This is a genomic window from Aureimonas psammosilenae, from assembly GCF_009176975.1.
Lineage (GTDB): Bacteria > Pseudomonadota > Alphaproteobacteria > Rhizobiales > Rhizobiaceae > Plantimonas > Plantimonas psammosilenae.
Window position 1 is genome coordinate 335,745 of record NZ_WEZG01000001.1, and the last position, 23,016, is coordinate 358,760.

Sequence of the window (23,016 nt, forward strand, 5' to 3'; positions counted from 1 at the left end):
GGGGTCAGGCTCCGTGAAGGCGCGGCACGGCATCGAGCAGCCGGCGCGTATAGGGATGGCGGGGATGGGCGAGAACGGCGGCGGTGTCGCCTTCTTCCACGATCGCGCCCTTTTCCAGGATCGCGACGCGCCGGCACAGGGCCGCGACCGCGCCGATATCGTGGCTGACGAAAACGAGGCTCATCGTGGCGGCAAGGCCCGCCAAAAGCTCCACGATGCGGATGCGCGTCGTGAGGTCCAGGGCGCTCACCGCCTCGTCGGCGAGAAGCAGGCGCGGCCGCGAAACGATCGCCCGCGCGATGGCGATGCGCTGGCGCTGCCCGCCGGAGAACTGGTGCGGATAGCGCGCGGCCATGTCCGCCGACAGGCCGACGGCTTCCAGCGCTTCTCCGACCATCTCGCGATGGTTGCCCGCGATCCGCAAGGAGCGCAGCGGTTCGGCGACGATGGCACCGATGCGCTGGCGAGGGTCGAGCGAGGAATAAGGGTCCTGGAACACGACCTGAACATGGCGACGGAACTCGCGCATGAAGCGGCGGTCGGACGGATCGAGAACCCGGCCGTCGAGGCGGATGGAGCCCGAACGGGGGCGCTGGAGGCCGAGAAGCAGGCGCAGGAGCGTCGTCTTGCCCGAGCCCGATTCCCCGACGAGACCGAGCGTTTCGCCTTCCGCGACGTCGAGCGAAACGCCGGACAGGATCGGCCGGTCCCGACCGTAGGCGAAGGACAGGTTCTCGACGGAAAGAAGGCTCATCGGCCGCCCCCGATGGCCTGGTCGAAACGTTTGGCGGCGTCGAAAAGGCTCTGCGTATAGGCGTGGCGGGGCGCGGCGAAGACCTCGGCCGTCGTGCCTTCCTCCACCGCCACGCCCTCGCGCATCACCACGACGCGATCCACCGCGCCCGCGACCACCGGCAGATCGTGCCCGATGAAGAGGAGGGCCATGTCGCGCTCGGTGACGAGGCGGTCGAGAAGGGCGAGAATTTCCTTCTGCGTTGTGACATCGAGAGCGGTGGTCGGCTCGTCGGCGATAAGCAAGCGCGGGCGGCAGGCGAGCGCCATGGCGATGGCGACGCGCTGGCGCTGGCCGCCGGAAAGCTCGAACGGATAGGAGCGGGCGAGGCGTTCGGGATCGGGCAGCGACACGTCCTGCATCGCGGCGAGAACCGCTCGTTCCAACTCTTTCTTGCCGAGCGTCTCACCGTCGCGTCGCGCGCGGCGGACAAGGGGTTCGGCGATCTGCCGGCCGACGCGCATCAGGGGATCGAGCGCGGTCAGCGGTTCCTGGAAGACGATGGCGAGCGCCGTGCCGCGAAGCTGGCGCAACGCGCGCTCCTTCGCGCCGACCACCTCCTGGCCGGACAAGCGCACGTAACCGCTGCTTCTGAGGCCCTGCGGCAGAAGGCCGGCGATGGCGAGCGCCGTCAGCGACTTGCCGGAACCGGACTCGCCGATCAGCCCGACGCGCTCGCGCGGGGCCATGCGAAGCGACAGGCCGGAGACGAGGCGCTTGTCGGCGCTCGCGATCTCGAGGCCTTGGATATCGAGAAGCGCCGTCATCGGCGGTCCCCGGCCGGGTCGCTTCGCTCGCGCAACCCATCGGCGAGGAGGTTGATGCCGATGGCGAGGGTCAAAAGGGCGAGGCCCGGCGCGATCGCCCCGACCGGCGCGGTAAAGACGGTGCCCTGCGCTTCCTGAAGCAGCCGGCCCCAGGAGGCGTTCGGCGGCGGGCTGCCGAGGCCGAGATAGGAAAGCGAGGCCTCGGCGATGACGGCAAGGCCGAACTGGAGCGCAAGGTTCACCGAAAGCTGTGGCCAGATGTTGGGGAGGACATGGGTCGCGACGATCCCCGGCCAGGAGGTACCGGATGTGCGCGCGGCGGTGATGAAGTCCATGAGGAGGACGCGCTTGGCGAGAATGCGCGTCAGCCGCGCGACGACCGGCGAAAGGCCGAGCCCGAGCGCCAGGATCGCGGTCCAGAGACTGGCGGATTCGCTTGCCGCCACCACCAGCATGGCGATGAGGAGGACGGGAAAGGCGATCAAGATGTCGAGCGCCGCGGCCAGCGCATCGTCCAGCCAGCGCGTGGCGAAGGCAGCGAGGATGCCGAGCAATCCGCCGAGACACGCGCCGATCGCGACCGCGCCGATGCCGACAAGCAGCGCGATGCGGCTGCCGACCATGATCTGGCTGAAAAGATCGCGCCCCAGCCGGTCGGTTCCCGCCCAGTGAACGAGGCTCGGGGCTTCAAGGCGTCGCCCGGCCATCTCGGCCGGGTCGAAGGGCATCCAGACCAAGGTCAGAAGGGCGGCGCCGAGATGGAGGCCGACAAGAAGGAGGCCCGCCGTCAACGTCCACGAACGGGCGCGGCGCGACGGGGCGGCGAGGCCCAGCGGCGCGGTCATGGCGCGCTCCTGTCGCGAAGGCGCGGATCGAGAAGGCGCTGCACGATGTCGGCGGCGAAGCCGACAAGGAGCACGAGCAGCGTCGAGACGAAGAGGACCCCTTGCACGTTCGGATAATCGCGCTGCTGGATGGCGAGAAGCAGCATGGAGCCGAGGCCGGGAAGGTTGAACACGCGCTCCACCACCACCGCGCCGAGAAAGGTGCTGGCGATTTCGAGGCCCAGAACCGAGACCACCGGCACCGCGCCGTTGCGCAGGCCATGGCGCCAAAGCGCTTCGGGAAGGCCGGCGCCGAGGGCGCGAGCGGTGCGGATGTGATCGCTGCCGAGAACCCCGAGCGTCGCGGCGCGCACATAGCGCAGGAGCGAAGCGCCCATCACGATGCCGATCGCCAGAACCGGCATCACCATGCCCGTCGCGGCTTTGGGAAAATCGCTCCAGCCGCGCAAGGGAAAGCCGCCGGAGGGAAGCCAGCGCAGGTTCACGGCAAAGAGCGTGACGAGAAGGATGCCGATCCAGAAGACCGGCACCGCGATGCCGAGCTGCGACAGAACCGAGATCGCCGCCCCATACCATCGGTTCGCCTTCACGGCGGCGAGAACACCGAGCGGCACGGCGAGAAGAAGGGCGAGAAGGAAGCCGAGAAGGGTGAGAGGCAGGGTCACCGACAGGCGGCTCGCGATTTCATCGCCGACGGGAGCCCGGCTGACGAAGGAGGTGCCGAGATCGAACCGCGCGAGACTGACGAGAAAGGACGCGAACTGAACGGGGAGGGGCTGGTCGGAGCCGAGTTCCGCCCGCGCGGCCGCGACCTGTTCGGGCGTCGCGCCGACGCCCAGAAGCGCATTGGCCGGATCGCCGGGCAGAAGGCGCAGGAGCACGAAGAGAACGAGAGCCGCCGCGAAAAGCGAAACGAGAAGAATTGCCGTGCGGCGCAGAAGATAGGACGAAATGGCGGCACTCTCGCGATGCGGGCGGCGGCCCTCTGGAAAGGCCGCCGCATTCGGGAAAAAAGGCGGACCGTCAGTCGGCCTTCTTGATGTTGGCGGCGAAGAACTGCGAGTTGAGGCCGTTCACCGGATAGCCTGTGACATTGGCGGCCGAGACGACGATCTGCGGGTAGAGATAGAGCCAGTTGCTTGCCGCGTCCTCGGCGATGATCTTGTTGGCTTCTTTCAGCTTCTCGGTCTGCTCGGCCTCGCTCGACGCCTTTTCGGACGCCGCGACGAGATCCACGACGGCCGGATTGTTGTAGCCCCAGTAGAAGTCCGGGTTGCCGTAGAACACGATGTCGCGGTGGTTGACGTGCTCCTGCAGCGTCGCCTGGAAGTCGTGACGCTGGTAGATCTTCGTGTACCACTCGTTGGCGGTGATGATGTTGATCTTCACCTTCACGCCGACCTTCGCGAGTTCGGCTTGCAGGAACTGCGCCACAACCGGATGGGGGTCGTAGTCCGGCGTATCCAGCGTGAACTCGAAGCCGTCCTTGTAGCCGGCTTTGGCCAGAAGTTCCTTGGCGCTCGCCGGGTCGTAGGGGTCGACGTTGGTCAGGTCGACATACCAGGGATCGGTCGGCGGCACGAAGGAGCCGATCAGCGTGCCGTAGTCGCCCCAGATGGAGTTGAGGAGCCGCTTCTTGTCCACGGCGCGGGCGAGGGCTTTCCTCACATCCACCTTGTCGAAGGGGGCGACGCGGTCGTTATAGGCCAGAAGCTCCTTGGTGGTGGACTGGCCTTCCGCCACCGTGAAGGACGGGTTGTCCTTGAACTGCGCCAGAGCATCCGGGCTTTGCACGGAGGTCACGACATCGACGGCGTTGGTGAGGAGCGCGTTGCCGAGCGCGGTCGCGTCGGTGAAATACTGGAACACGACCTCGCCGTTCGAGGGCTTGGCGCCCCAGTATTTATCGAAACGGGCGAGCGCGAGTGCCGAGCCGCGCCGCCACTCGGCAAGTTTATAGGGGCCGGTGCCGTCCTCCTTGCCCGTGATGTCGCCGGCCGCGTCGTTGACGATCCAGACATAGGACAGGTTGTAGGGCAGCGAGATGGAGCGGGCCGAGAGCTTCACGACCACGGTGCGCGCGTCCGGCGCCTCGATGCCCGCGATCGTGGCGAGGCTCTTCTTGCGCGAGCTCTTGGATGTCTCGGCCTTCACCCGCTCGATGGAGTTCTTGACGTCCGCTGCCGTCAGCGGATCGCCGGAATGGAACGTCACGCCGTCCCGAAGCGTGAAGGTGTAGGTCAGGCCGTCCTCGCTGACCTTGGTGTCCTGTGCCAGCACCGGCTCGACCTTGCCCTCGTCGGTGAGCCTGAAGAGCGCCTCGTAGACATTGCCGTTGAAGGCTTCGCTGATGCCCTGGCCGGCGCCCCCCGTGTTGTCGAGGTTCTGCGGCTCGTAGAGCGAGCCGATGCGGATCGCGGCATCCGGGTCGAACTCCTGCGCGAGAGCGGCCGGCGAAAAAGCGAGGCTCGCCAGGATCGTGGCCCCGAGGAAAAGCGATTTTGCGTTCTGCATGGGATGTCGACCGAATCGTGGATGAACGAGGGGTATCGGGCCAGCGGCGGATAATCCACCATCGGAATGGTTGGCGGCGGTGGATAATCAGGAAGCAAGGCGCTCGGAGACGAGCGTGGCCTCCAGCGCCTCGGCGATCAGCCGCCGTTCCGTCTCGAAGGCGGGCGTGCCCCTTTGCCTGGGTCTGTCGAGGCGGATCGCGAAGCGCGCGGCGATGCGGCCGGGCGAAGGGCGCATCACCACGATGCGGTCGGCGAGCGTCAGGGCCTCGTCGAGATCGTGGGTGACGAGAACGAGCGTCGGCCGGTCGGCCTGCCAAAGGTCGAGGAGATGCTCGTGGAGGCGGGCCCGCGTGAATGTGTCGAGGGCCGAGAAGGGCTCGTCCAGAAGCAGAACCGAGGGACGGGGAACGAGCGCGCGGGCGATCGCGATGCGCTGGGCCTGACCGCCCGACAATTCCTTCGGCCATCGCGGGCCGGCCTCCGACAGGCGCACGCGGGCGAGCGCTTCGGTGACGCGCGCGTCGCGCTCCTTTTTCGGCCGGTCGGCGAGGCCGAAGCCGACATTCTCAGCGTTGGTGAGCCAGGGCAGGAGGCGCGGCTCCTGAAACACGATGCCGATCGCCGGGTGCGGGGCGGTGACGGGCTCGCCATCGATCGCGACCTCGCCGCCCGTTGGCCGGTCGAGGCCGGCGACGAGCCGCAGAAGCGTGGACTTGCCGCAGCCCGAACTGCCGACAAGCGCGACGATCTCGCCGCGCTGGAAGTCGAGCGAGATGTCGGCGAGCGCCTCAGTGCCGTTCGGATAGGTCTTCCTCAGGTTGCGGATGGTCAGCACGAGCTCAGCCCTCCGCTTCGCCGTGGCGGTCCTGCCATGACAGGAGTGGGCTCAACGCGGCGGCGAGCAGCCAGTCGCTGATCTTGCCGAGAAGCGCGAAAACGAGAATGGCGGCGACGATCTGGTCCGCCTTGCCGAGCTGCTGGCCGTCCACCAGAAGATAGCCGAGCCCTTCCGACGCGCCCATGAACTCGGCGGCCACCACGAACATCCAGCCAAGGCCGAGCCCCGTGCGCAGGGCCGTCACGGTTTGCGGCAGAACCGCCGGCAGAAGCACGCGACGAACGAGAGCGAGGCGCGACAGGCGAAAGGCGCGCCCGACTTCCACGATCTTGCGGTCCACCGACAGAACCGCGCTCGCGACGCCGAGGTAAACCGGAAAGAACACGCCGGTCGCGATGAGGGTGACCTTCGAGGTCTCGTAGATGCCGAACCAGAGAATGAAGAGCGGCACCCAGGCGATGGACGGGATGGCCCGAAGGCCCTGGATGGTGGGATCGACAAGACGCCGCGCGCCCGGAAAGGACCCGGTGACCGCGCCCGCCAGAATGCCGGCCAGCGCCCCGGCGGCAAAGCCCACCGCCACGCGCCACGCGGTCGCCGCGACATGCAGCCAGAGCTCGCCCGTGGAGGCGAGAAACCAGAGCGTGTCGGCGATGCGGGACGGCGGCGGCATCAACCGTCCGTTCACGATCCCGGCCGCCACCGCCGCTTCCCAGCCGAGCGCCAGCGCCACCGGCAGAAGAAGGCCGATGAAGGGAATAGGGCCCGTTCGCCGGCGCGGCCGGTCCTCCACTGTCAGGGTGGAGGGTGGTGCCGGCTCGGCGAGGCTGCGGCTCATCGGCTGGCCAGGGTGAAGCGGTCGTCCACGAGTTCATCCGTGGTCCGGGCGATATCGACGTCGCCCGGCAGGACGCCCGCCTTTTGAAGCGCGACGCCGGCTTCCACGATCGCCTGACGTTGCGCGGCGTCGATCTTGGAGGTCTTCAAGCTGGTGCGCTCCAACTGCTTTTCGATCACGGGCTCCGGCAGGCGCGTCGCGGCGACAAGCGCTTCCTCCAGCGCCGCCGGGTCCTTCACCGCTTCCTGCCGGGCGGTCTCGTAGATGGCCAGCACCCGCTTCACGAGGTCCGGATGGGCCTCGGCAAAGGTTTCGCTGACATTGATGACGCCGCCGCTGTTATATTCGGGCTTGCGATAGAAGAGCTTGGCGCCGTCCTCGATTTGCGCCGAGGCCATCAAGGGGTCGAGACCCGCCCAGGCATCCACATCGCCGCGCAGCAGCGCCTGCTTGCCGTCGGCATGCTGGAGGAGAACCAGCGTCACGTCCTTGTCCGACAGCCCGGCATCGGACAAGGCGCGTTCCAGGAAGACGTGCGGGTCGGTGCCGCGCGTCACCGCGATGCGCTTGCCCTTGAGGTCCTCGACCTTGGCGACCGGGCTGTCCTTCGGCACCACGAGGGCGGTCCATTCGGCCTGCGAATAAACCCCGACGGAGCGGATCGAATTGCCGTTGATCCTAGCGACGAGAGCCGCCGCGCCCGCCGTCGCCCCGAAATCGATCGACCCGGCGTTCAAAAATTCCAGCGCCTTGTTGGAGCCCGCCGACTGCACCCAGCGGATCGAAATGCCGTCCTTCTCGAACTCCTTTTCCAGAAGCTTCCGGTTCTTCAACAAGATGGAAACGGGATTGTAGGTCGCCCAGTCGATCCGGATTTCCTTCAAGTCCGCTGCCGACGCCGAGGCCGTCGCCAGAAGGAGCCCGATCACCGCCGAGGACAGGAGGCGGGAGATAGGAGGAAGCGACATCGGGGGACACCTTTCGCGGGGAAACCAAGCCTTCGGAATAAGGCAAAATCTACAGGCCTAGCCCGGCTTCCGCGAGCGATATGTCTACAAAATACACAATCGGAATAGAAACATATTCTTCGCCAGTGTTGGGATGGCGTTCCGGTGGTTGTCGTCCCCATATCGGGTCATGACGATTCGGCCCGCCCCGTGGCATGGAACAGCCATTGCCGGTCGCGGGTTCGAATGGCCCTGCATGATGGAAGGGAGAGTATCTTGTCCGAAGGCTTCAAGCGTTTGACGGAGCTCGCGCATGGCGGCGGTTGCGGCTGCAAGCTCGCGCCCTCCGTTCTCCAGTCGCTTCTTGCCGATCAGCCCCACGCCGCGCCCTTCGCGCAGCTTCTGGTGGGAACGGAGAACGCCGACGACGCCGCCGTCTGGCAGGTGGACGAGAACACCTGTATCATCGCCACCACCGACTTCTTCATGCCCATGGTGGACGATCCGCGCGATTTCGGCCGCATCGCCGCCACCAACGCCATTTCGGATGTCTACGCGATGGGCGGCAAGCCGGTGATGGCGCTCGCCATTCTCGGCATGCCGATCGACAAGCTCGCGCCCGAAACCATCCGCGAGATTCTGAAGGGCGGCGCCTCGGTCTGCGCGGAGGCCGGCATTCCCGTGGCGGGCGGCCATTCCATCGACGCGCCTGAGCCGATCTACGGCCTTGCCGTGATCGGCATCTGCCGGCCCGAAGATGTGAAGCGCAATTCCGGCGCGCGGGAAGGCGACGCGCTGATCCTCACCAAGGGCCTCGGCATCGGCATCTATTCCGCCGCGATCAAGCGCGGCGCGCTGTCCGACGAGGCCTATCGCGAGATGATGGGATCGGTGACGCTTTTGAACCGGATCGGCACGGATCTGGCCGTCGATCCGGCCGTTCATGCCGTCACCGACGTCACGGGTTTCGGGCTTCTGGGCCACGGCCTGGAAATGGCGCGGGGCGCGGGCGTTTCGCTCGATCTGAAGTGGCAGGCCATCCCGTTTCTGGCGGAGGCGGAGCGGCTGGTGCGGGAGGGCTTCTCGACGGGCGCTTCGACGCGTAACTGGGCAAGCTATGGCGAGGAAGTCGCGTTGCCGGACTATTTCGAGCCCTGGCAGCAGAAGCTCCTGACCGATCCGCAGACATCGGGCGGCCTTCTGATCGCTTGCGAGGCAAGCGCGGCGGATGGCCTCGCAGCACATATCCGCTCGGCCGGCTACCCGTTGGCGACGCGCATCGGCACGGTTGGCGCGGGTCCCGCCGGCATTCGCCTTTCCTGAAGGCTTTGGAACGCGCTTGAATGTTCGATGGTTGAGGACGCGAAGTGATGGAGGCTGGCATGGTTCGGGCAAAGGCGATCATCGGGGCGGGGGCTATCGTGTGCTCGCTCATGCTGGCGGGAGTTCCGAACGCGGTCGCGCAGAGCGATCCGCCGTCCAAGCAAAGCCTGGAGACACCACAGGCCTGCGATTCCAAGACCGTCGCCGAGACGCCGACGAAGCCCGCGCAGGGCAGCGCCGACGGCACCGCGCCGGGCTCAACCGGGTCCACCGGCTGGAGCGGCGGCCTCGGCGGCTCGTTCATCGGCACGACCTCGGCCGGCGCGGTGAAGGAATCGAAGACGTGGCAGCCGCCGACTGCGCGGGGGCTCGACCTCGCCATGGCGCCGGCGCCCGCCAGCGCCCCGGCGAAGGGCTGCTGACGTCAGTGGCGGTGCTGTTCTTCGAGCCGTAGCTTCAGCCCGTCGCGGTTGAAGAACTCGCCCTCGCGAATGATGGTGCGGTCCTCGTTCATCTTTCGCACCAGAGCGGCAAGCCGGCTTTTCGCCTCGCCGTCCGCCACCAGTCCCTCGATGCCGGCGCGAAAGAACACCGCGCCAGACCATTCGACGCCGGAGCCCGCGAAGACGCGCTCCATTTCCGGCCAGCGCAATTCGTCGCCGATCACGTGGAGATAGGCCGAACGCAGGAGATCGACCTTGGTCTCGGTGATGCCGACGAGCACGAAGAGCATCGTGAAGGAGCCCATCTCGCGATAGGTCGCGATCAGCCAATCGTCGAAATCGGTTTCGGCGCTCATGGGTTCGGATAGCCTTCGGGAAATGGCGGAAGAGAATGGGAGTCGAACCCACCTAGGACAGGCTCGCTGCCCCACCCGGATTTGAAGTCCGGACGCCCCACCGGGGAACGATGCTCTTCCATCGCGGCCAGGGCCTCAGAAAAGGTCCAGCCGATGCGGATTCATACGGCGCAGGTCCTTGCGGCGCAAGGTGACGCCGTGGCGGTCGAAGAAGTCGAGGATTTCGATGGCGACCTTGCGGCCGTTGTTCACGCGGTCGCGGAACGCGGCGGCGGTGAACCAGCCGTCCTCGCCGTCCATGGCGGCGTCCCCCGCGAGCGCCACCATCTCGGCCGTCACGGGGCGCAGGAAGAAATGGTCGTGGGCGATCTGATCGACGCGACCGAGCCGGGCGCAAAGCTTCAGGACGCGCCGGATCTCGGCTTCGTCACGCGCCAGTTCGTTGCCGAGATCGCGCACGCGCGGTGGCCGGAAGCGGGCGTCCTGCCCGAGCCGCTCGGCGATCTGAGCGTAGAGAGCCTCGTCGGCTTCGCTGAGGCGAACCTCGTGGGTGGCGAGGCGAACGAAGCCGCCTTCGAGCGCGATCGTACCCATTGCCGCTTCCCGCGCCAGAACCGACGCGAAGGCGAGGGCGGGAAGACGGGGTTCGGTGCGAAGGCGCAAAGGCTCGCGGCCGATACCCTGAAGTTCCGCGTTCTCTTCGTGGAAGCGGCCGATTTCGGACAGGAGGCTTTCCCGGAAGCGCTCGTGCACGATTGGCGACAGCGCGAAACGCCGGGCCCCGTGGTTGAGCACGACGAGGCTTTCGGCTAGCGCCTGGACCGCCTCGGGACCAAGCGCCGCATCTCGGCCGAAGGCGTCGAGATCGACATGGAAGGGGGCGTGCGCGAGAAGCGCGGCGAGGCGCTTTTCCGGATCGGGCTGACTGAGGGCGGAAAGCTGCGCCAGGCGTTCGGGCGCGCGGCGCTTGCGGGCAGGTGGGCGCAGATCGAGCAGCCTGCCGCCGCCGACCGTGCGCTGTCCCGACACGTCGCGGATGACGAAGCGATCCAGCACCGCCGCAGCAATCGGCCGGTCGAGCACGATCTGGACGAGGGCGCTCTGCCCCGGCTCGACATCGCCTTCCAGCGGCACGATCCGCGCGCCGCGCTCGGCACTCGCATGGTGGAAGCGCACCGAGGCCCAGATGCCGAGCGGCTTGGTTTCGGATGGGAGAAGCCGAAGCTCGGCGTCGATCCGCTCCGTCGGCGCATGGAGGGCAGGGTCGAGCACGGTGTCGCCGCGATGAAGCGCGTCCTTGGAAATGGCCTCGCCGACAAGGTTCAGCGCGCAGCGCTGGCCGGCGATGCCGGTTTCTGCTGCGCGGTTCTGCGCGTGGATGGAGCGCACGCGCGCCGAAAGGCCGCTCGGCGACACCAAGACCTGATCGCCGACCGACACCGCACCGGACAGAACCGTTCCCGTCACCACCGTTCCTGAGCCTTGGAGCGTGAAGGAGCGGTCGACCGAAAGGCGGAAGCGGCCTGCCGCGGTCGGGCGCGAGACCTCTTGCTCGGCCTTCGCGAGGAGATCGCGCAAGGTCTCGACGCCTTCGCCGGTGAGCGTGGACACCGGGACGACCGGCGCATCGCGAAAGGGCGTGTCGGCCAGAAGCGCGTTGATTTCGCTGGTCGCTTCCGCGCGCCGCTCGCTGCCGGCGAGATCCGCCTTGGTCAGGGCGACGAGGCCGCGCGAAAGGCCGAGAAGATCGAGGATCGCCAGATGCTCGCGCGTTTGGGGCATGACGCCGTCATCAGTCGCCACGACGATCAGCGCGAAGTCGATCCCACTCGCGCCCGCCAGCATCGTGTGGACGAAGCGCTCGTGGCCCGGCACGTCCACGAAGCCGGTGACGCCGGCCCCCAAGTCCTGGTAGGCGAAGCCGAGGTCGATGGTGATGCCGCGCTGCTTTTCTTCCTTGAGACGGTCCGCATCGACGCCCGTCAGCGCCTTCACGAGGGCCGTCTTGCCGTGATCGATATGGCCGGCGGTTCCGACGATCATGCGGGCTCCAGGGGGAGTGCGGCCTGCCGCTCGGCCTCGGCGATTTCGGTTGCCGAAAGCGCGGCGCGCACAGTGGGCAGGAAGGGGGTGGCCAGTGCGCTGCCCCCGCTTTGCGCGCGTAGAAGCCAGGAAAAAGCCGCCGTATCGTCTTTGGCCACGCCGTTGCCGAGATGGAGCGCCGCGCCGAGCATGGCCTGCCCGTCGGCGTCGCCGCCTTCCGCCCCCATTCGCCACCATCGCGCGGCCTGCCCAGGGTCGCGCTCGGTGCCGATGGCGTTGTGGTGGAGCATTCCGAGCCGCGTCATGGAGGAGGCGATGCCCTCGGCCGCCGCCTGCTCCGCCCAATGGCGCGCGCCCTGCGGATCGGAGGGCAGGATTTCGCCTTCCAGAAGCATCCAGCTCAGCATGTCCTGCGCCGGGGCGTCGCCTTGCGTGGCGGCGAGGCGATAAAGCCGCGAGGCTTCCGCGTAATTCGGCTCACGGCCGGGCCGGTCGCGCATGTGAAGCGCGGCGAGATTGCGCTGGCCGACCGGGTCGCCGGCCTCGGCCGCGAGCGCCAGCCATTTTTCGGCGAGCGCGAGGTCCACCTCGACGCCGAGGCCTTCGGCGAAACAGGCGCCGATATTGTTCTGCGCGCGGGCCACGCCGGAACGCGCCAGCGGCTCCCAAAGGGCGAGCGCGGTCTGGTGGTCGCCGCGCTTGGCCGCTTCCAGCGCCTCTTCCATCGCTTGCACGACGGGGTCGGAGGCTTGGCGGCGCAGGCGTTTCAGCCAGTTCATGCGCTGAAGAGTTCCGCTTGGCGAATGGACCGGAGGTTCTCGATAAAGCCGCTCTCGTCTTCGAGGCAGCGAAGGTCGAGCCGCAGCGCGCCGGCGTGAAGATGGCCGATCACCGGGCGGGGCAGGGCGCGGAAAATCGAGGCCAGGCGCTCCAGCGCCGAGCCGCTCGCCTCGATCGAAAGGCCGAAGCTCGGGATCGTGTCGGTCGGCAGCGCGCCGGAGCCGATCTGCGAATGGCATTCGGCCGCGCTCGGGGTGAAGCCTTCCGGCAGAAAGGCGGCGACCTCAGGCAGAAGCCGTTCGGCGAGCGCGCGGATTTCGCTTTGCGGGCGCGACAGGAGGCGCAGTGTCGGCAGGCGCGTCGCGAGACGGTCGGGATCGCGGTAGAGTTGCAGCGTCGCCTGCATCGCCGCGATGCGGATCTTGTCGACGCGCAAGGCGCGTTTCATCGGATTGGCGTTGATCCGGGCGATAAGGTCGCGTTTGCCGACGATGAAGCCCGCCTGCGGCCCGCCCAGAAGCTTGTCGCCCGAGAAGGTCACGAGATCGGCGCCTTCGGCGACGGCCTCCGCCACCGTCGGCTCGCGTTTCAGGCCCCAGCGCGACAGGTCGACCAGCGTGCCGGAGCCGAGATCGTTCATCATCGGCAGGCCGGCTTCGTGCGCGATGGCGCTGAGTTCCCGCCCGTCCACTTCCGCCGTGAAGCCCTCGATCCGGTAGTTCGAGGTGTGGACCTTCATGAGAAGTGCGGTGTCCGCACTCAGCGCGCTGCGATAGTCTTTCGGATGCGTGCGGTTGGTGGTGCCGACCTCGACGAGCTTCACGCCGGCGCGCGCCATGATGTCGGGCATGCGGAAGGCGCCGCCGATCTCGATCAGTTCGCCGCGCGAAACCACCGCCTCGCGTCCCGCCGCCACGGCGTTGAGGGCAAGCAGCACGGCGGCGGCGTTGTTGTTCACGATTGTCGCGTCCTCGGCTCCCGTCAGCTCGCAAAGAAGCCGGCGCAGATGGCTGTCGCGCTCGCCGCGCCGGCCCGTGTCGAGATCGAATTCGAGCGCCAATGCCTCGCGCATGGCTGTGGTCGCGGCTTCCACGGCGGCTTCCGCCAGAAGCGCGCGGCCGAGATTGGTGTGGAGGACGGTTCCCGTCAGGTTGAAGAGCGGGCGAAGGTTCGAGCGGTTTCGCGCGTCGAGAAGGTTTCCGGCGTCGATCGCCACACCTTCGAGGCTCGGCGCGGGCTGCCCCTCGCGGATGCCCTCCCGGTGGCGGGCGAGGACCGTGCGAACGGCGTCCACCACGCTCGCCCGGCCGTGCCGCTCCACGAGAGCCGCGCCGCGCGCCCCGTTCAGGACCACATCGACCGAAGGCAGAGCGCGGAGGCTCGAACGCTCGTCCATCTTAGTATCCGAGCAGAAACGGATCGAAGCCGGCGCGGCGATAGTCGGTGTCCCGCATCAGAAGGTCGAGGCCGAGGCTCGCGACGTCGTCGGCGACGGGTTCGAGCGACGGGTTGCGGTCCGCGTAGAGGATCTTCACCCAGGAATGGCAGGTGTCGCAGATTTCCGCCTTGATCACGGCGTCTTCCGCTTCCACCGAGCGATAGCCGATGCCTTGGGTGGAGCCGCAGGCGAGGCACTTCACGCGCACCTCGTTCCAATGCGTCGCGCAAAAGGAGCAGACGGCGTAGCGAACGCCTTCCGCTCCCGGAACGCCGACCACGAAGGAGGCGAGAGGCCGCGCGCCGCAGACCGGGCAAAGGCCCGCGCGAACCGGCACGAGGCGGCTCGCATCGAGCGGCGCGGCGAGCCGGGCGGCAAGGATCTGCGTGGCGGCCGACAGATAAAGGAGTTCGGCGGCGCGTTCAGGCTCGGTTTCCTGCGAAACGGCGTCGGTCAGGCGTTCGCTCAGGTCTTCGTCGCCCATCCCGCGCAGCGCGCTCAAGGCCGTCGCGGCCGGTGCCGGCTTGCCGATAGCCTCGGCCTTGTCGAGAAACAAGCGAAGCACCGGTTTCATGTCCGGATGGAAGGGGAGGGCCGCGCGGTCCATCGGCGGCATCGCGCCGGCCCGCGCCTGCTCGACCTGCGATGGTGGAAGGGCTTCGGGCTCCGGCGTCTCGGCGACCACCGCGTCCTGCGCTCGAGCGATGGCTTCCAGGAACCGGAGGTAAGGCTGCAACCGACTGCCTTCCGCAAGAACCGCGAAGCGGTCGGCGCGTCCTCGAAACAAGCGGTCCGGACGTGGCAGGAAGGCGAAGGGCGCCTTGGCGATGCCGGAGATCGCGGAGGGATCGGGCTGAAGGGGAGGGGAGCCTGTCATGGTCGCCGTTCAGATGGGGCCGTGGGCACCCATGTCCAGAATGCATCGGGTCCCGGCGCGAAGGGAAACCTCGCGCCGGGACCCGTAGAGATCGCGACCATCGGGCCGCTTATTCCGCCGGATCGACCTTGCGGGCGCCGACGAGCTGGCGCAGCCATTTGCGGTGATGCCGATAGGCCCAGCCGCCAGTCACCGTGCCCTTCGTCATCGCCCTCAAGGTCCCGCGCGTCCAGATGCCGGCATAAACGTGGAGGATGAAGACGCAGATGATGAGAACGGCCGCGATGGCGTGGGTCAGAAGCGCCGCGCGCTGCGTCGGGATCGGCACGTACTCGGCGAAATAGGCTTCCCACACCATGAGGCCCGTCGCGATCAGGACCACGATCAGGCCTGCCATCGCCCAGAAGATGAACTTCTGGCCCGCATTGTACTTGCCGACTTCCGGCAGCTTCTCCTCGTTGCCCGAGATGACGTCGCCGATCTGCGAGACCCATTTGACGTCGGTGCGGGTCGGGAGGTTCGCCCGCCAGAGCTGGAGGAAGAAGACGTAGAAGCTGACGAAGAGGACGACGCCGAACCAGGGATGGAGGGCGCGCGTGTTCTGCCCGCCGCCGAAAAGGGCGGTGAGGAAGAACAAGGACGGATCGAACAGCGCCAGCCCCGACACGGCGAGAAGGATCAGGGCCGCCGCCGTGATCCAGTGGTTCGCCCGGGCGAGCGGCCCGTAGCGGTTCACCGTGATCTCGCCCGGCTTCACATGGATCGCGTCGCCCGGCTGGACGCGTTCTGCCTCCGCCATCAGACGCGCTCCTCCGAGCCACTGTCCTTGTTCTCGATCAGCTTCTCCGCGCTCTCGTCGTCATGGCGGGTGACGCGGTTCGGCTTGCCGAGAATGCCGTGGATCGCAGCGCCGGCGGCCGCGAGGCCCATGGCGGCGAGGCCGACATATTTCGTCACGCCCTTCCAGGTTTCAACCACCGGCGAGATGCGCGGCGCGTCCGGCAGGTCCGCGTAGATATGCGGCTTGTCGGCATGGTGCAGCACATACATGACATGCGTGCCGCCGACGCCCGGCGGATCGTAGAGACCCGCATTGGAATACCCGCGTGACTTCAGGTCCGCGATGCGTCCTTCCGCATGCTTCTTCATGTCCTCCTTCGTGCCGAACACGATGGCCTGCGTCGGGCAGGCCTTGGCGCAGGCAGGGCCCTGGCCGACCGCAACGCGGTCCGAGCACAGCGTGCACTTGTAGGACTTGTGATCGGTCTTGGAGATGCGCGGGATGTTGAAGGGGCAGCCCTTCACGCAATAACCGCAGCCGATGCAGTTCTCGTGGACGAAATCCACGATGCCGTTGGAGTATTGCACGATCGCGCCGGGCGCCGGGCAGGACTTCAAGCAGCCCGGGTCGGCGCAATGCATGCAGCCGTCCTTGCGGATCAGCCATTCGAGGTTGTCCGTGTCCGGGTTCACCCATTCGGTGAAGCGCATCAGCGTGAACATATTCTCGGTGAGATCGTGGGGGTTGGTATAGACCCCCACATTCTCGCCGACGCTTGGGTTCGTGTCGTTCCACTCGACGCAGGCCGATTGGCAGGCCTTGCAGCCGATGCATTTCGACACGTCGATAAGCTTGGCGACGGGCGTCAACTGACGCTCCGGCGCCGGCAGGTCCTTGGTCGCCGACCGGCGCACGAGGTCGCGAACGCCCAAGTTCGAGTCCATCGGCTGAACCGGCGGGTTGGCGACCGCAGTTCTGGGGCTGTCCATCATACCGTTGCCTCCTGCGGCGCGGTGGAGGGCTCGATATTCACGAGGAAGGCCTTCGATTCCGGCGTGTCGATATTGGCGTCGCCCACGAACGGCGTCAGCGAGCTCGGGCCGAAGCCCTTCTTCGCCGCGCCCGTGAAGCCCCAATGGAGCGGGATGCCGACCACGTGGACGGTGACCCCGTCGCAGATCAGCGGCCGGATGCGTTTCGTGACCACTGCTTTGGCCTTGATCGAGCCGCGCTTCGACCAGACGCGAACCCAGCCACCCTTTTCGATGCCCTTCTCGGCCGCCAGCTCCTCGGAGATTTCCACGAAGAATTCCGGCTGAAGCGCCGCGTTCACGCGGTTATGCTTCGTCCAGTAGTGGAAATGCTCCGTCAGCCGGTAGGTCGTCGCGGCATAGGGGAACTCGGCCGAGGTGCCGAAGGTCTTGGCGTCGCTTTCGAACACGCGGCTGACCGGGTTGCCGACCATCCGCGCGTTGAAGACGTTGGCCACCGGCGACTCGAAAGGCTCCATATGGGCCGGGAAAGGTCCGTCCCGCATGAGACCGCGCGTGAAGAGGCGCGACACGCCTTCCTGGTTCATGATGAACGGCCCGACATCGCGCGGGTTGGCGGTCGGCGAAATGTCGGGCACGTCGTAGCCCGCCCATTTCGCGCCGTCCCATTCGATGATCTTGCGCGTCGGGTCCCACGCCTTGCCGTCGAGATCGGCGGACGCCCGGTTGTAGAGCGTGCGGCGGTTCAACGGCCAGGCGAAGGTCCAGCCGAGATAAGCGCCGGTCTCGTCCGGGTCGTGGTTGTCGCGCCGGGCCATGTTGTTGCCCTGCTCGTTCCAGCAGCCCGAATAGATCCAGCAGCCCGACATGGTGGAGCCGTCGTCGCGAAGCTGCGAGAAGTTCACCACCTGTTTGCCGGCTTCCACCAGCACCTTGGTCGGGTCGGTCGTGTCCATGACGGGTGTCAGGGCGCGGCCGTTGATCTCCTTGGCGAGTTCTTCCGGGTGCGGCTCGTTCTCGTCCTTGTATTCCCAGGAAAGGTTGAGGATCGGATCGGGGAAGGGGCCACCCTCCTTGCGATATAGTTCCCGCACCTTAAGGAAGATCTGCGCCATGATCCAGGTGTCGTGCTTGGCCTCGCCCGGCGGCGTGCCGCCGGCCCAGTGCCATTGCAGCCACCGGCCCGAATTGGTGAGCGAACCTTCTTCTTCCGCAAAGCAGGTCGTCGGAAGCTGGATCACCTCGGTCTGGATGGAGGCCGTGTCGACATCGTTGAACTCGCCATGGTTCTCCCAGAAGCGCGAGGTCTCGGTGTCGAGCGGGTCCATGGTGACGAGGAGCTTCAGCTTGGACAAAGCCCGCGTCACCTTGCCCCGGTTGGGGAAGGCGAGGATCGGGTTGAAGCCCTGGCAGAAGTAGATGTTGACCCGGCCGTTATCCATCAGCTCGAACATGCGCAGGATATCGTAGGCCGGCACGTCGAGCTTGGGCAGGTACTCATACGCCCAGTCGTTGTCGGCGCGGGCGGCATCCCCCCACATCGACTTCTGGAACGAGACGAAAAACTTCTTGTAGTTCTGCCAATAGCTCGTCTGGCCGGGCCGGAGCGGCTTGAACTCGCGCGACTTCATATAGGTCGCGAGATCGGCCTCCTTCTCCGTCGGCATGTTGAGATAGCCGGTGAGAAGGTGCGACATCAGCCCGAGGTCGGTGAGACCCTGGATGTTGGAATGGCCGCGAAGCGCGTTCATGCCACCGCCGCGAAGGCCGATATTGCCGAGGATGAGCTGCAGCATGGCCATGGCGCGGATGTTCTGCGAGCCGTGGGAATGCTGCGTCCAGCCGAGCGCATACATCGACGTCATGACCTTATCGGTCGCCGAGCATTCCGAGATCATCTGCGCGACCTTCAGGAACTTGTCCTTCGGCGTGCCGCAGATGCGCTCCACCATTTCGGGCGTGAACGGCGCGATATGCTCCTTCAGGAGGTTCCAGACGCAGCGCGGATGCTGGAGCGTCGGGTCGGTGACGGCAAAACCGTCATCGCCGATGACATAGTCCCAGGATGAGCGGTCGTAGTCCCGCTTTTCCTCGTCATAGCCGGTGAAAAGGCCGTCCTGATAGGCGAACCCGTCCTTCACCAGGAAGGAAGCGTTCGTATAGGCCTTCATGTAGTCCCACTGCACCTTGTTGTTGTCGATGCAGTATTTGATGACGCCGTTCAGGAACGCGATGTCCGAGCCCTGACGGATCGGCGCGTAGAAGTCGGCGACGGATGCGGTGCGCGTATAGCGCGGGTCGACGACGATGAGCTTGGCACCGCGATGGGCCTTGGCTTCCGTCACCCATTTGAAGCCGCACGGATGCGCTTCCGCCGCGTTGCCGCCCATGACGACGACGAGGTCGGTGTTCTTGATATCCGTCCAGGCGTTCGTCATCGCGCCACGACCAAATGTTGGGCCCAAACTGGACACCGTTGGGCCGTGTCAGACGCGTGCCTGGTTGTCGAATCCTGCGATGCCGAGGGCTTTCACGACCTTGAAGGTCGCCCAGGCGGTCTCGTTGGTGGTGGCGGACGCGGCGAGGAAACCGGTTGTCGTCCAGCGGTTGACGGGCAGTCCCTTCTCGTTGGCGAGCAGGAAGTTCGCGTCGCGATCGTCCTTCATGGCACGGGCGATCTTGGTCAGCGCCTCGTCCCAGGAGATCGGCTCCAGCGTCGCAGAGCCGGCGCGCCGGATTTTCGGCTGCGTCAGGCGGGTCGGCGCCTTCACGAAGTCCTTCAGCGCCGCGCCCTTCGGGCAGAGCGTGCCGCGATTGGTCGGATGGTCGGCATCACCCTCGATATGGGTGATCTCGGCCGTTTCGCCTTTGCGCACATCGCCCTTCGAATAGATGATGATGCCGCAGGCCACCGAGCAATAAGGGCAGGTGTTGCGCGTTTCGGTCGTCGTCGCCAGCTTGAACGGGCGGACATGGGCGATCTCCGCCGCTTCCGCTTCGCCGAAGCCCATGGCTCCAAGCGATGTCGCTGCAACGCCCGCGCCGGCAACTTTCAGGAAGCTGCGCCGCGAGAGTTCCATGTTCATGGCACCCTCCTCAATGGGTTCATGGTCCTATCCATAACCTTCATCGCTAGATTTGAACTGTTCCAAAGTCAAGCGCGGCGGAGGTTGGGGGGTGGGATAGATCGGATTTTCATCCTATTGAAAGGAAACGATTTTTCAAGCCCGATACCCATCCGGCCGGCGGCACCGCCGCTGCCATGCGTCGCGCCTTCCGGCTTGAAGTTCGACACATCTTCGTGTCCTTCGACGTCCGCGGTCCCGGTCGCCCTTTCCCGCCGCGGCGCAATGTCCAGCTCGCCGTCCGGCCTTTCCTCGCCCGAGGCGTCGTCTAGCTTCCGCTGGAAAGCCCGCACCCGCCGAGGTGGGGCGCAAGCATAAGGAGCATTCCCATGGAAACACGCCAACTCGGGCGCTCGGGCCTCAGGGTTCCGGTTCTGTCCTTCGGCACCGGCACGTTCGGCGGCTCCAACGAATTCTTCAAGCGCTGGGGCGATGTCGACGTCGCGGGCGCTTCGCGGCTCGTGGATGTGTGCCTGGAACACGGCGTCAATTTCTTCGACACCGCCGACATCTATTCCGAAGGCGCGTCGGAGGAGATCCTCGGTCAGGCGGTGAAAGGCCGCCGCGACAAGGTGCTGATTTCCAGCAAGGCGACCTTCCGAAACGGCGAGGGGACGAACGATGTCGGGTCCTCGCGCCATCACCTCGTGCGCGCTTGCGAGGCCAGCCTGAAGCGCCTCGGCACCGACCATATCGACCTTTACTTCATGCACGGCTTCGACGCGCTGACGCCGGTGGACGAGACGTTGCGCGCCCTGGACGACCTCATCACCGCCGGCAAGATCGGCTATATCGGCGCGTCCAACTTCTCCGGCTGGCACCTGATGAAGGCGCTGGCGACATCGGAAAAGAACGGTCTCGCCCGTTATGTCGCCTATCAGGGCTATTATTCGCTGATCGGCCGCGACTACGAATGGGAACTGATGCCGCTCGGCCTCGACCAGGGTGTCGGCCTCATGGTGTGGAGCCCGCTCGGCTGGGGCCGTCTCACCGGCAAGATCCGGCGCGGCCAGGAAAATTCCGGGAGCGGGCGCATCGCCTCCGGCGGCGCGGTCGGCGGCCCGCCGGTTTCGGACGACTATGTCTACGACGTCGTGGACGCGCTCGACGCGGTGGCGGCGGAAACCGGCAAGAGCGTGTCCCAGGTCGCGCTGAACTGGCTCCTGTCGCGCCCGACCGTCACCAATATCGTGGTGGGCGCGCGCAACGAGGAGCAGCTTCGCCAGAATCTCGGCGCGGTCGGTTGGACGCTGACGCCCGAGCAGATCGAGCACCTGGACAAGGCGAGCCACAAGGAGCCCACCTATCCGTATTGGCACCAGAAGGGCTTCGAGGAGCGCAACCCGAAGCCGACGGCTTGGTAGGTCGGGCGGGTTCGCATCGCGGCTGAAGTGCCGCGAGTGATTTGAAGTGGGCGTGAGGGACACGCCCACTTCTGTCACGTCTTTGTTATACGAAGCGCTTAACTGACCCGCCATCCTCTCCGACCGGAGCTGCGGCATGCGCGGTACTCTCGCCTTTCTTTTCGCCACCACCCTTTTGTCCTCGGCGGCCGGCGCCGCGACCGTGATGCCGCTCGACCGCGCGACGATCCTCGCCGGCTCGGCCTTCGACGTGAAGGTCGAGTTTTCCAAGACGGTCGCGGAAGGCGACGTGAGCGTGACCGTGAACGGCCGGCCCGCCGCCGAAGCGCTCGGCAAGCCCGCCGAGTTCCTGGGGAAGGACGGCGATGTCGAGGCGAGCGCCGTGCGTATGCACGACGTCGTCATTTCCGCGCCCGGCACCTACACGGTCGAGGCGAAAGCGGGCGACGAGGTCAAACGCGTGACCTGGGACGTCGTGGGCACGCCGTCCGAGGCGAAGGCGAAGAACATCATCTTCCTTCTCGGCGACGGCCTGTCGGTCGCCCACCGCACCGGCGCGCGCCTGATGTCCAAGGGCATGACCGAGGGCAAGGCCAATGGCCGCCTCGCCATGGACGATCTCGACCACATGGCTTTCGTCGGCACCTCGGCGACGAACTCCATCGCCACCGACAGCGCCAACACGATGTCCTCCTACATGACCGGCCACAAGTCGGCGATCAACGCGCTCGGCGTTTATGCCGACCGCACGAAGGACTCTCTCGACGATCCGAAGGTCGAGACCATCGCCGAAGCGCTGCGCCGCACCGGCAAGAAGGCGATCGGCGTCGTGTCCACCGCCGAGATCGAGGACGCGACCCCGGCGGCCGTCGTCGCCCATACCCGCAAGCGCGCCGACAAGGCCGAGATCGCCGAGATGTTCTTCTGGACGCAGCCGGACGTGATCCTCGGCGGCGGTTCGGCCTATTTCCTGCCCCAGTCGACCCCCGGCTCGAAGCGCAAGGACGACAAGGACCTGATCCAACAAGCGCGCGACGCGGGCTATGCCGTCTCCACCGACAAGACCGAACTCGAAGCGGCGGTCGGCTCCAATTCGGCCAAGCTCCTCGGCCTCTTCCATCCCGCCAACATGGACACGATCCTGGACCGTCAGTTCCTCGGCAAGGGCACGGTCGACAAGTTCCCGAACCAACCGGGGCTCGTGGAGATGACGCAGGCTGCGCTGACGCGGCTTTCGAAGAACCCGGACGGCTTCTTCCTGATGGTGGAAGGCGCGTCGATCGACAAGATGTCCCATCCGATGGACTGGGACCGCGCGCTCATGGAAACCATCGAGTTCGATAAGGCGGTCGGCGTCGCGCGCGAGTTCCAGAAGTCCCATCCCGACACGCTGATCGTGGCGACCGGCGACCATACGCACGGCATTTCGATCATCGGCACGATCGACGACAACGCGGCCGGCCCGGACATGCGCGACAAGGTCGGCGTCTACGACAAGGCCGGCTTCCCGAACTACAAGGACGAGAACAACGACGGCTATCCGGACGACATCAACGTGTCCAAGCGCCTCGCGGTCTTTTCCAGCAACTTCCCGGACTATTACGAGACCTGGCGCCCGAAGATGAACGGCCCCTTCGAGCCGGCCGTCCAGAACGAGAAGAAGGAATACGTCGCCAACGAGGCCTATAAGAACGAGCCGGGCGCGACGCTTCGCATCGGCAACCTGCCGCGAACGGCCGATACCGCCGTTCACGCGGTGGACGACGTGGTGCTTCAGGCGAGCGGTCCGGGCGCCGAGGAGTTCAAGGGCTATATGGAGGAAAGCGACATCTATCGCGTGCTCGCCGACACCTTCGCCCTGGCGCCGACCAAGAACTGACGCCCCAAGACCAGGGCAAAACCACGGCTCCGGATGTCGTTGTCCGGGGCCGAACGCATTTCGGGATGGAG

At 66.4% G+C, this 23,016-nt stretch carries 20 protein-coding genes and 1 tRNA gene; 4 read left to right on the forward strand and 17 right to left on the reverse strand.

The window, feature by feature from the left end; translation table 11 throughout:
- Positions 1–4: 4 nt before the first annotated feature.
- The 8 genes from F9929_RS01535 to F9929_RS01570 form a co-directional block, all read right to left on the reverse strand.
- Positions 5–754 carry an ABC transporter ATP-binding protein gene (locus F9929_RS01535; RefSeq protein WP_152044759.1) on the reverse strand — a complete coding sequence of 250 codons (750 nt, stop codon included), beginning with the start codon at positions 752–754 and terminating at the stop codon, positions 5–7.
- Complete coding sequence (locus F9929_RS01540) at positions 751–1,560, reverse strand: ATP-binding cassette domain-containing protein (RefSeq protein WP_152044760.1); 810 nt, start codon at positions 1,558–1,560, stop codon at positions 751–753. Before F9929_RS01540 ends, F9929_RS01535 begins: the two co-directional genes overlap by 4 nt.
- A complete protein-coding gene (locus F9929_RS01545) occupies positions 1,557–2,405 on the reverse strand; it encodes an ABC transporter permease (RefSeq protein WP_152044761.1) in 849 nt (282 codons plus the stop codon). Before F9929_RS01545 ends, F9929_RS01540 begins: the two co-directional genes overlap by 4 nt.
- On the reverse strand, positions 2,402–3,343 hold the full coding sequence (locus F9929_RS01550) for an ABC transporter permease (protein ID WP_235918989.1): 942 nt from the start codon (positions 3,341–3,343) through the stop codon (positions 2,402–2,404). The genes F9929_RS01545 and F9929_RS01550 overlap by 4 nt, the downstream gene beginning before the upstream one ends.
- Positions 3,344–3,428: 85 nt before the next feature.
- Positions 3,429–4,919 (reverse strand): ABC transporter substrate-binding protein, encoded by a 1,491-nt coding sequence (locus tag F9929_RS01555; protein ID WP_152044763.1) that lies wholly within the window; start codon positions 4,917–4,919, stop codon positions 3,429–3,431.
- A gap of 87 nt (positions 4,920–5,006) precedes the next feature.
- A complete protein-coding gene (locus F9929_RS01560) occupies positions 5,007–5,756 on the reverse strand; it encodes an ABC transporter ATP-binding protein (RefSeq protein ID WP_152044764.1) in 750 nt (249 codons plus the stop codon).
- A 4-nt stretch (positions 5,757–5,760) separates the two neighbouring features.
- A complete protein-coding gene (locus F9929_RS01565) occupies positions 5,761–6,597 on the reverse strand; it encodes an ABC transporter permease (RefSeq protein WP_152044765.1) in 837 nt (278 codons plus the stop codon).
- Positions 6,594–7,565 carry an aliphatic sulfonate ABC transporter substrate-binding protein gene (locus F9929_RS01570; RefSeq protein WP_152044766.1) on the reverse strand — a complete coding sequence of 324 codons (972 nt, stop codon included), beginning with the start codon at positions 7,563–7,565 and terminating at the stop codon, positions 6,594–6,596. The genes F9929_RS01565 and F9929_RS01570 overlap by 4 nt, the downstream gene beginning before the upstream one ends.
- 225 nt (positions 7,566–7,790) lie before the next feature.
- Here F9929_RS01570 and selD point away from each other — a divergent pair, with 225 nt between their 5' ends.
- Entirely contained in the window at positions 7,791–8,867 is a 1,077-nt protein-coding gene (gene selD / locus F9929_RS01575; protein ID WP_152044767.1) for a selenide, water dikinase SelD, read from the forward strand.
- A 59-nt stretch (positions 8,868–8,926) separates the two neighbouring features.
- Complete coding sequence (locus F9929_RS01580) at positions 8,927–9,289, forward strand: hypothetical protein (RefSeq protein ID WP_152044768.1); 363 nt, start codon at positions 8,927–8,929, stop codon at positions 9,287–9,289.
- Between the two features lie 2 nt (positions 9,290–9,291).
- Here the strand turns inward: F9929_RS01580 and F9929_RS01585 are convergent, their stop codons facing one another.
- The 9 genes from F9929_RS01585 to fdnG form a co-directional block, all read right to left on the reverse strand.
- The gene (locus F9929_RS01585) at positions 9,292–9,666 is read right to left on the reverse strand and encodes a hypothetical protein (RefSeq protein ID WP_152044769.1); all 375 of its coding nucleotides are present in this window, start codon (positions 9,664–9,666) and stop codon (positions 9,292–9,294) included.
- A 23-nt stretch (positions 9,667–9,689) separates the two neighbouring features.
- A tRNA-Sec gene (locus F9929_RS01590) sits at positions 9,690–9,786 on the reverse strand.
- A gap of 15 nt (positions 9,787–9,801) precedes the next feature.
- Positions 9,802–11,709 (reverse strand): selenocysteine-specific translation elongation factor, encoded by a 1,908-nt coding sequence (gene selB, locus F9929_RS01595; RefSeq protein ID WP_152044770.1) that lies wholly within the window; start codon positions 11,707–11,709, stop codon positions 9,802–9,804.
- On the reverse strand, positions 11,706–12,488 hold the full coding sequence (locus F9929_RS01600) for a tetratricopeptide repeat protein (RefSeq protein WP_152044771.1): 783 nt from the start codon (positions 12,486–12,488) through the stop codon (positions 11,706–11,708). Before F9929_RS01600 ends, selB begins: the two co-directional genes overlap by 4 nt.
- Positions 12,485–13,885 carry an L-seryl-tRNA(Sec) selenium transferase gene (gene selA, locus F9929_RS01605; protein ID WP_152044772.1) on the reverse strand — a complete coding sequence of 467 codons (1,401 nt, stop codon included), beginning with the start codon at positions 13,883–13,885 and terminating at the stop codon, positions 12,485–12,487. Before selA ends, F9929_RS01600 begins: the two co-directional genes overlap by 4 nt.
- 1 nt (position 13,886) lies before the next feature.
- On the reverse strand, positions 13,887–14,804 hold the full coding sequence (fdhE, locus tag F9929_RS01610; RefSeq protein WP_152044773.1) for a formate dehydrogenase accessory protein FdhE: 918 nt from the start codon (positions 14,802–14,804) through the stop codon (positions 13,887–13,889).
- 109 nt (positions 14,805–14,913) lie between these two features.
- Positions 14,914–15,603, reverse strand: a complete 690-nt coding sequence (locus F9929_RS01615; RefSeq protein ID WP_152044774.1) for a formate dehydrogenase subunit gamma — start codon at positions 15,601–15,603, stop codon at positions 14,914–14,916.
- Entirely contained in the window at positions 15,603–16,577 is a 975-nt protein-coding gene (fdxH, locus tag F9929_RS01620) for a formate dehydrogenase subunit beta (RefSeq protein WP_152044775.1), read from the reverse strand. Before fdxH ends, F9929_RS01615 begins: the two co-directional genes overlap by 1 nt.
- The gene (fdnG, locus tag F9929_RS01625) at positions 16,574–19,663 is read right to left on the reverse strand and encodes a formate dehydrogenase-N subunit alpha (RefSeq protein ID WP_210251292.1); all 3,090 of its coding nucleotides are present in this window, start codon (positions 19,661–19,663) and stop codon (positions 16,574–16,576) included. Before fdnG ends, fdxH begins: the two co-directional genes overlap by 4 nt.
- A gap of 368 nt (positions 19,664–20,031) precedes the next feature.
- Here fdnG and F9929_RS01630 point away from each other — a divergent pair, with 368 nt between their 5' ends.
- Together F9929_RS01630 and F9929_RS01635 are read left to right on the forward strand one after the other, a co-directional pair.
- Complete coding sequence (locus F9929_RS01630; RefSeq protein WP_152044777.1) at positions 20,032–21,066, forward strand: aldo/keto reductase; 1,035 nt, start codon at positions 20,032–20,034, stop codon at positions 21,064–21,066.
- A gap of 136 nt (positions 21,067–21,202) precedes the next feature.
- Positions 21,203–22,945 (forward strand): alkaline phosphatase, encoded by a 1,743-nt coding sequence (locus tag F9929_RS01635; RefSeq protein WP_152044778.1) that lies wholly within the window; start codon positions 21,203–21,205, stop codon positions 22,943–22,945.
- The last annotated feature ends 71 nt before the right edge of the window (positions 22,946–23,016 follow it).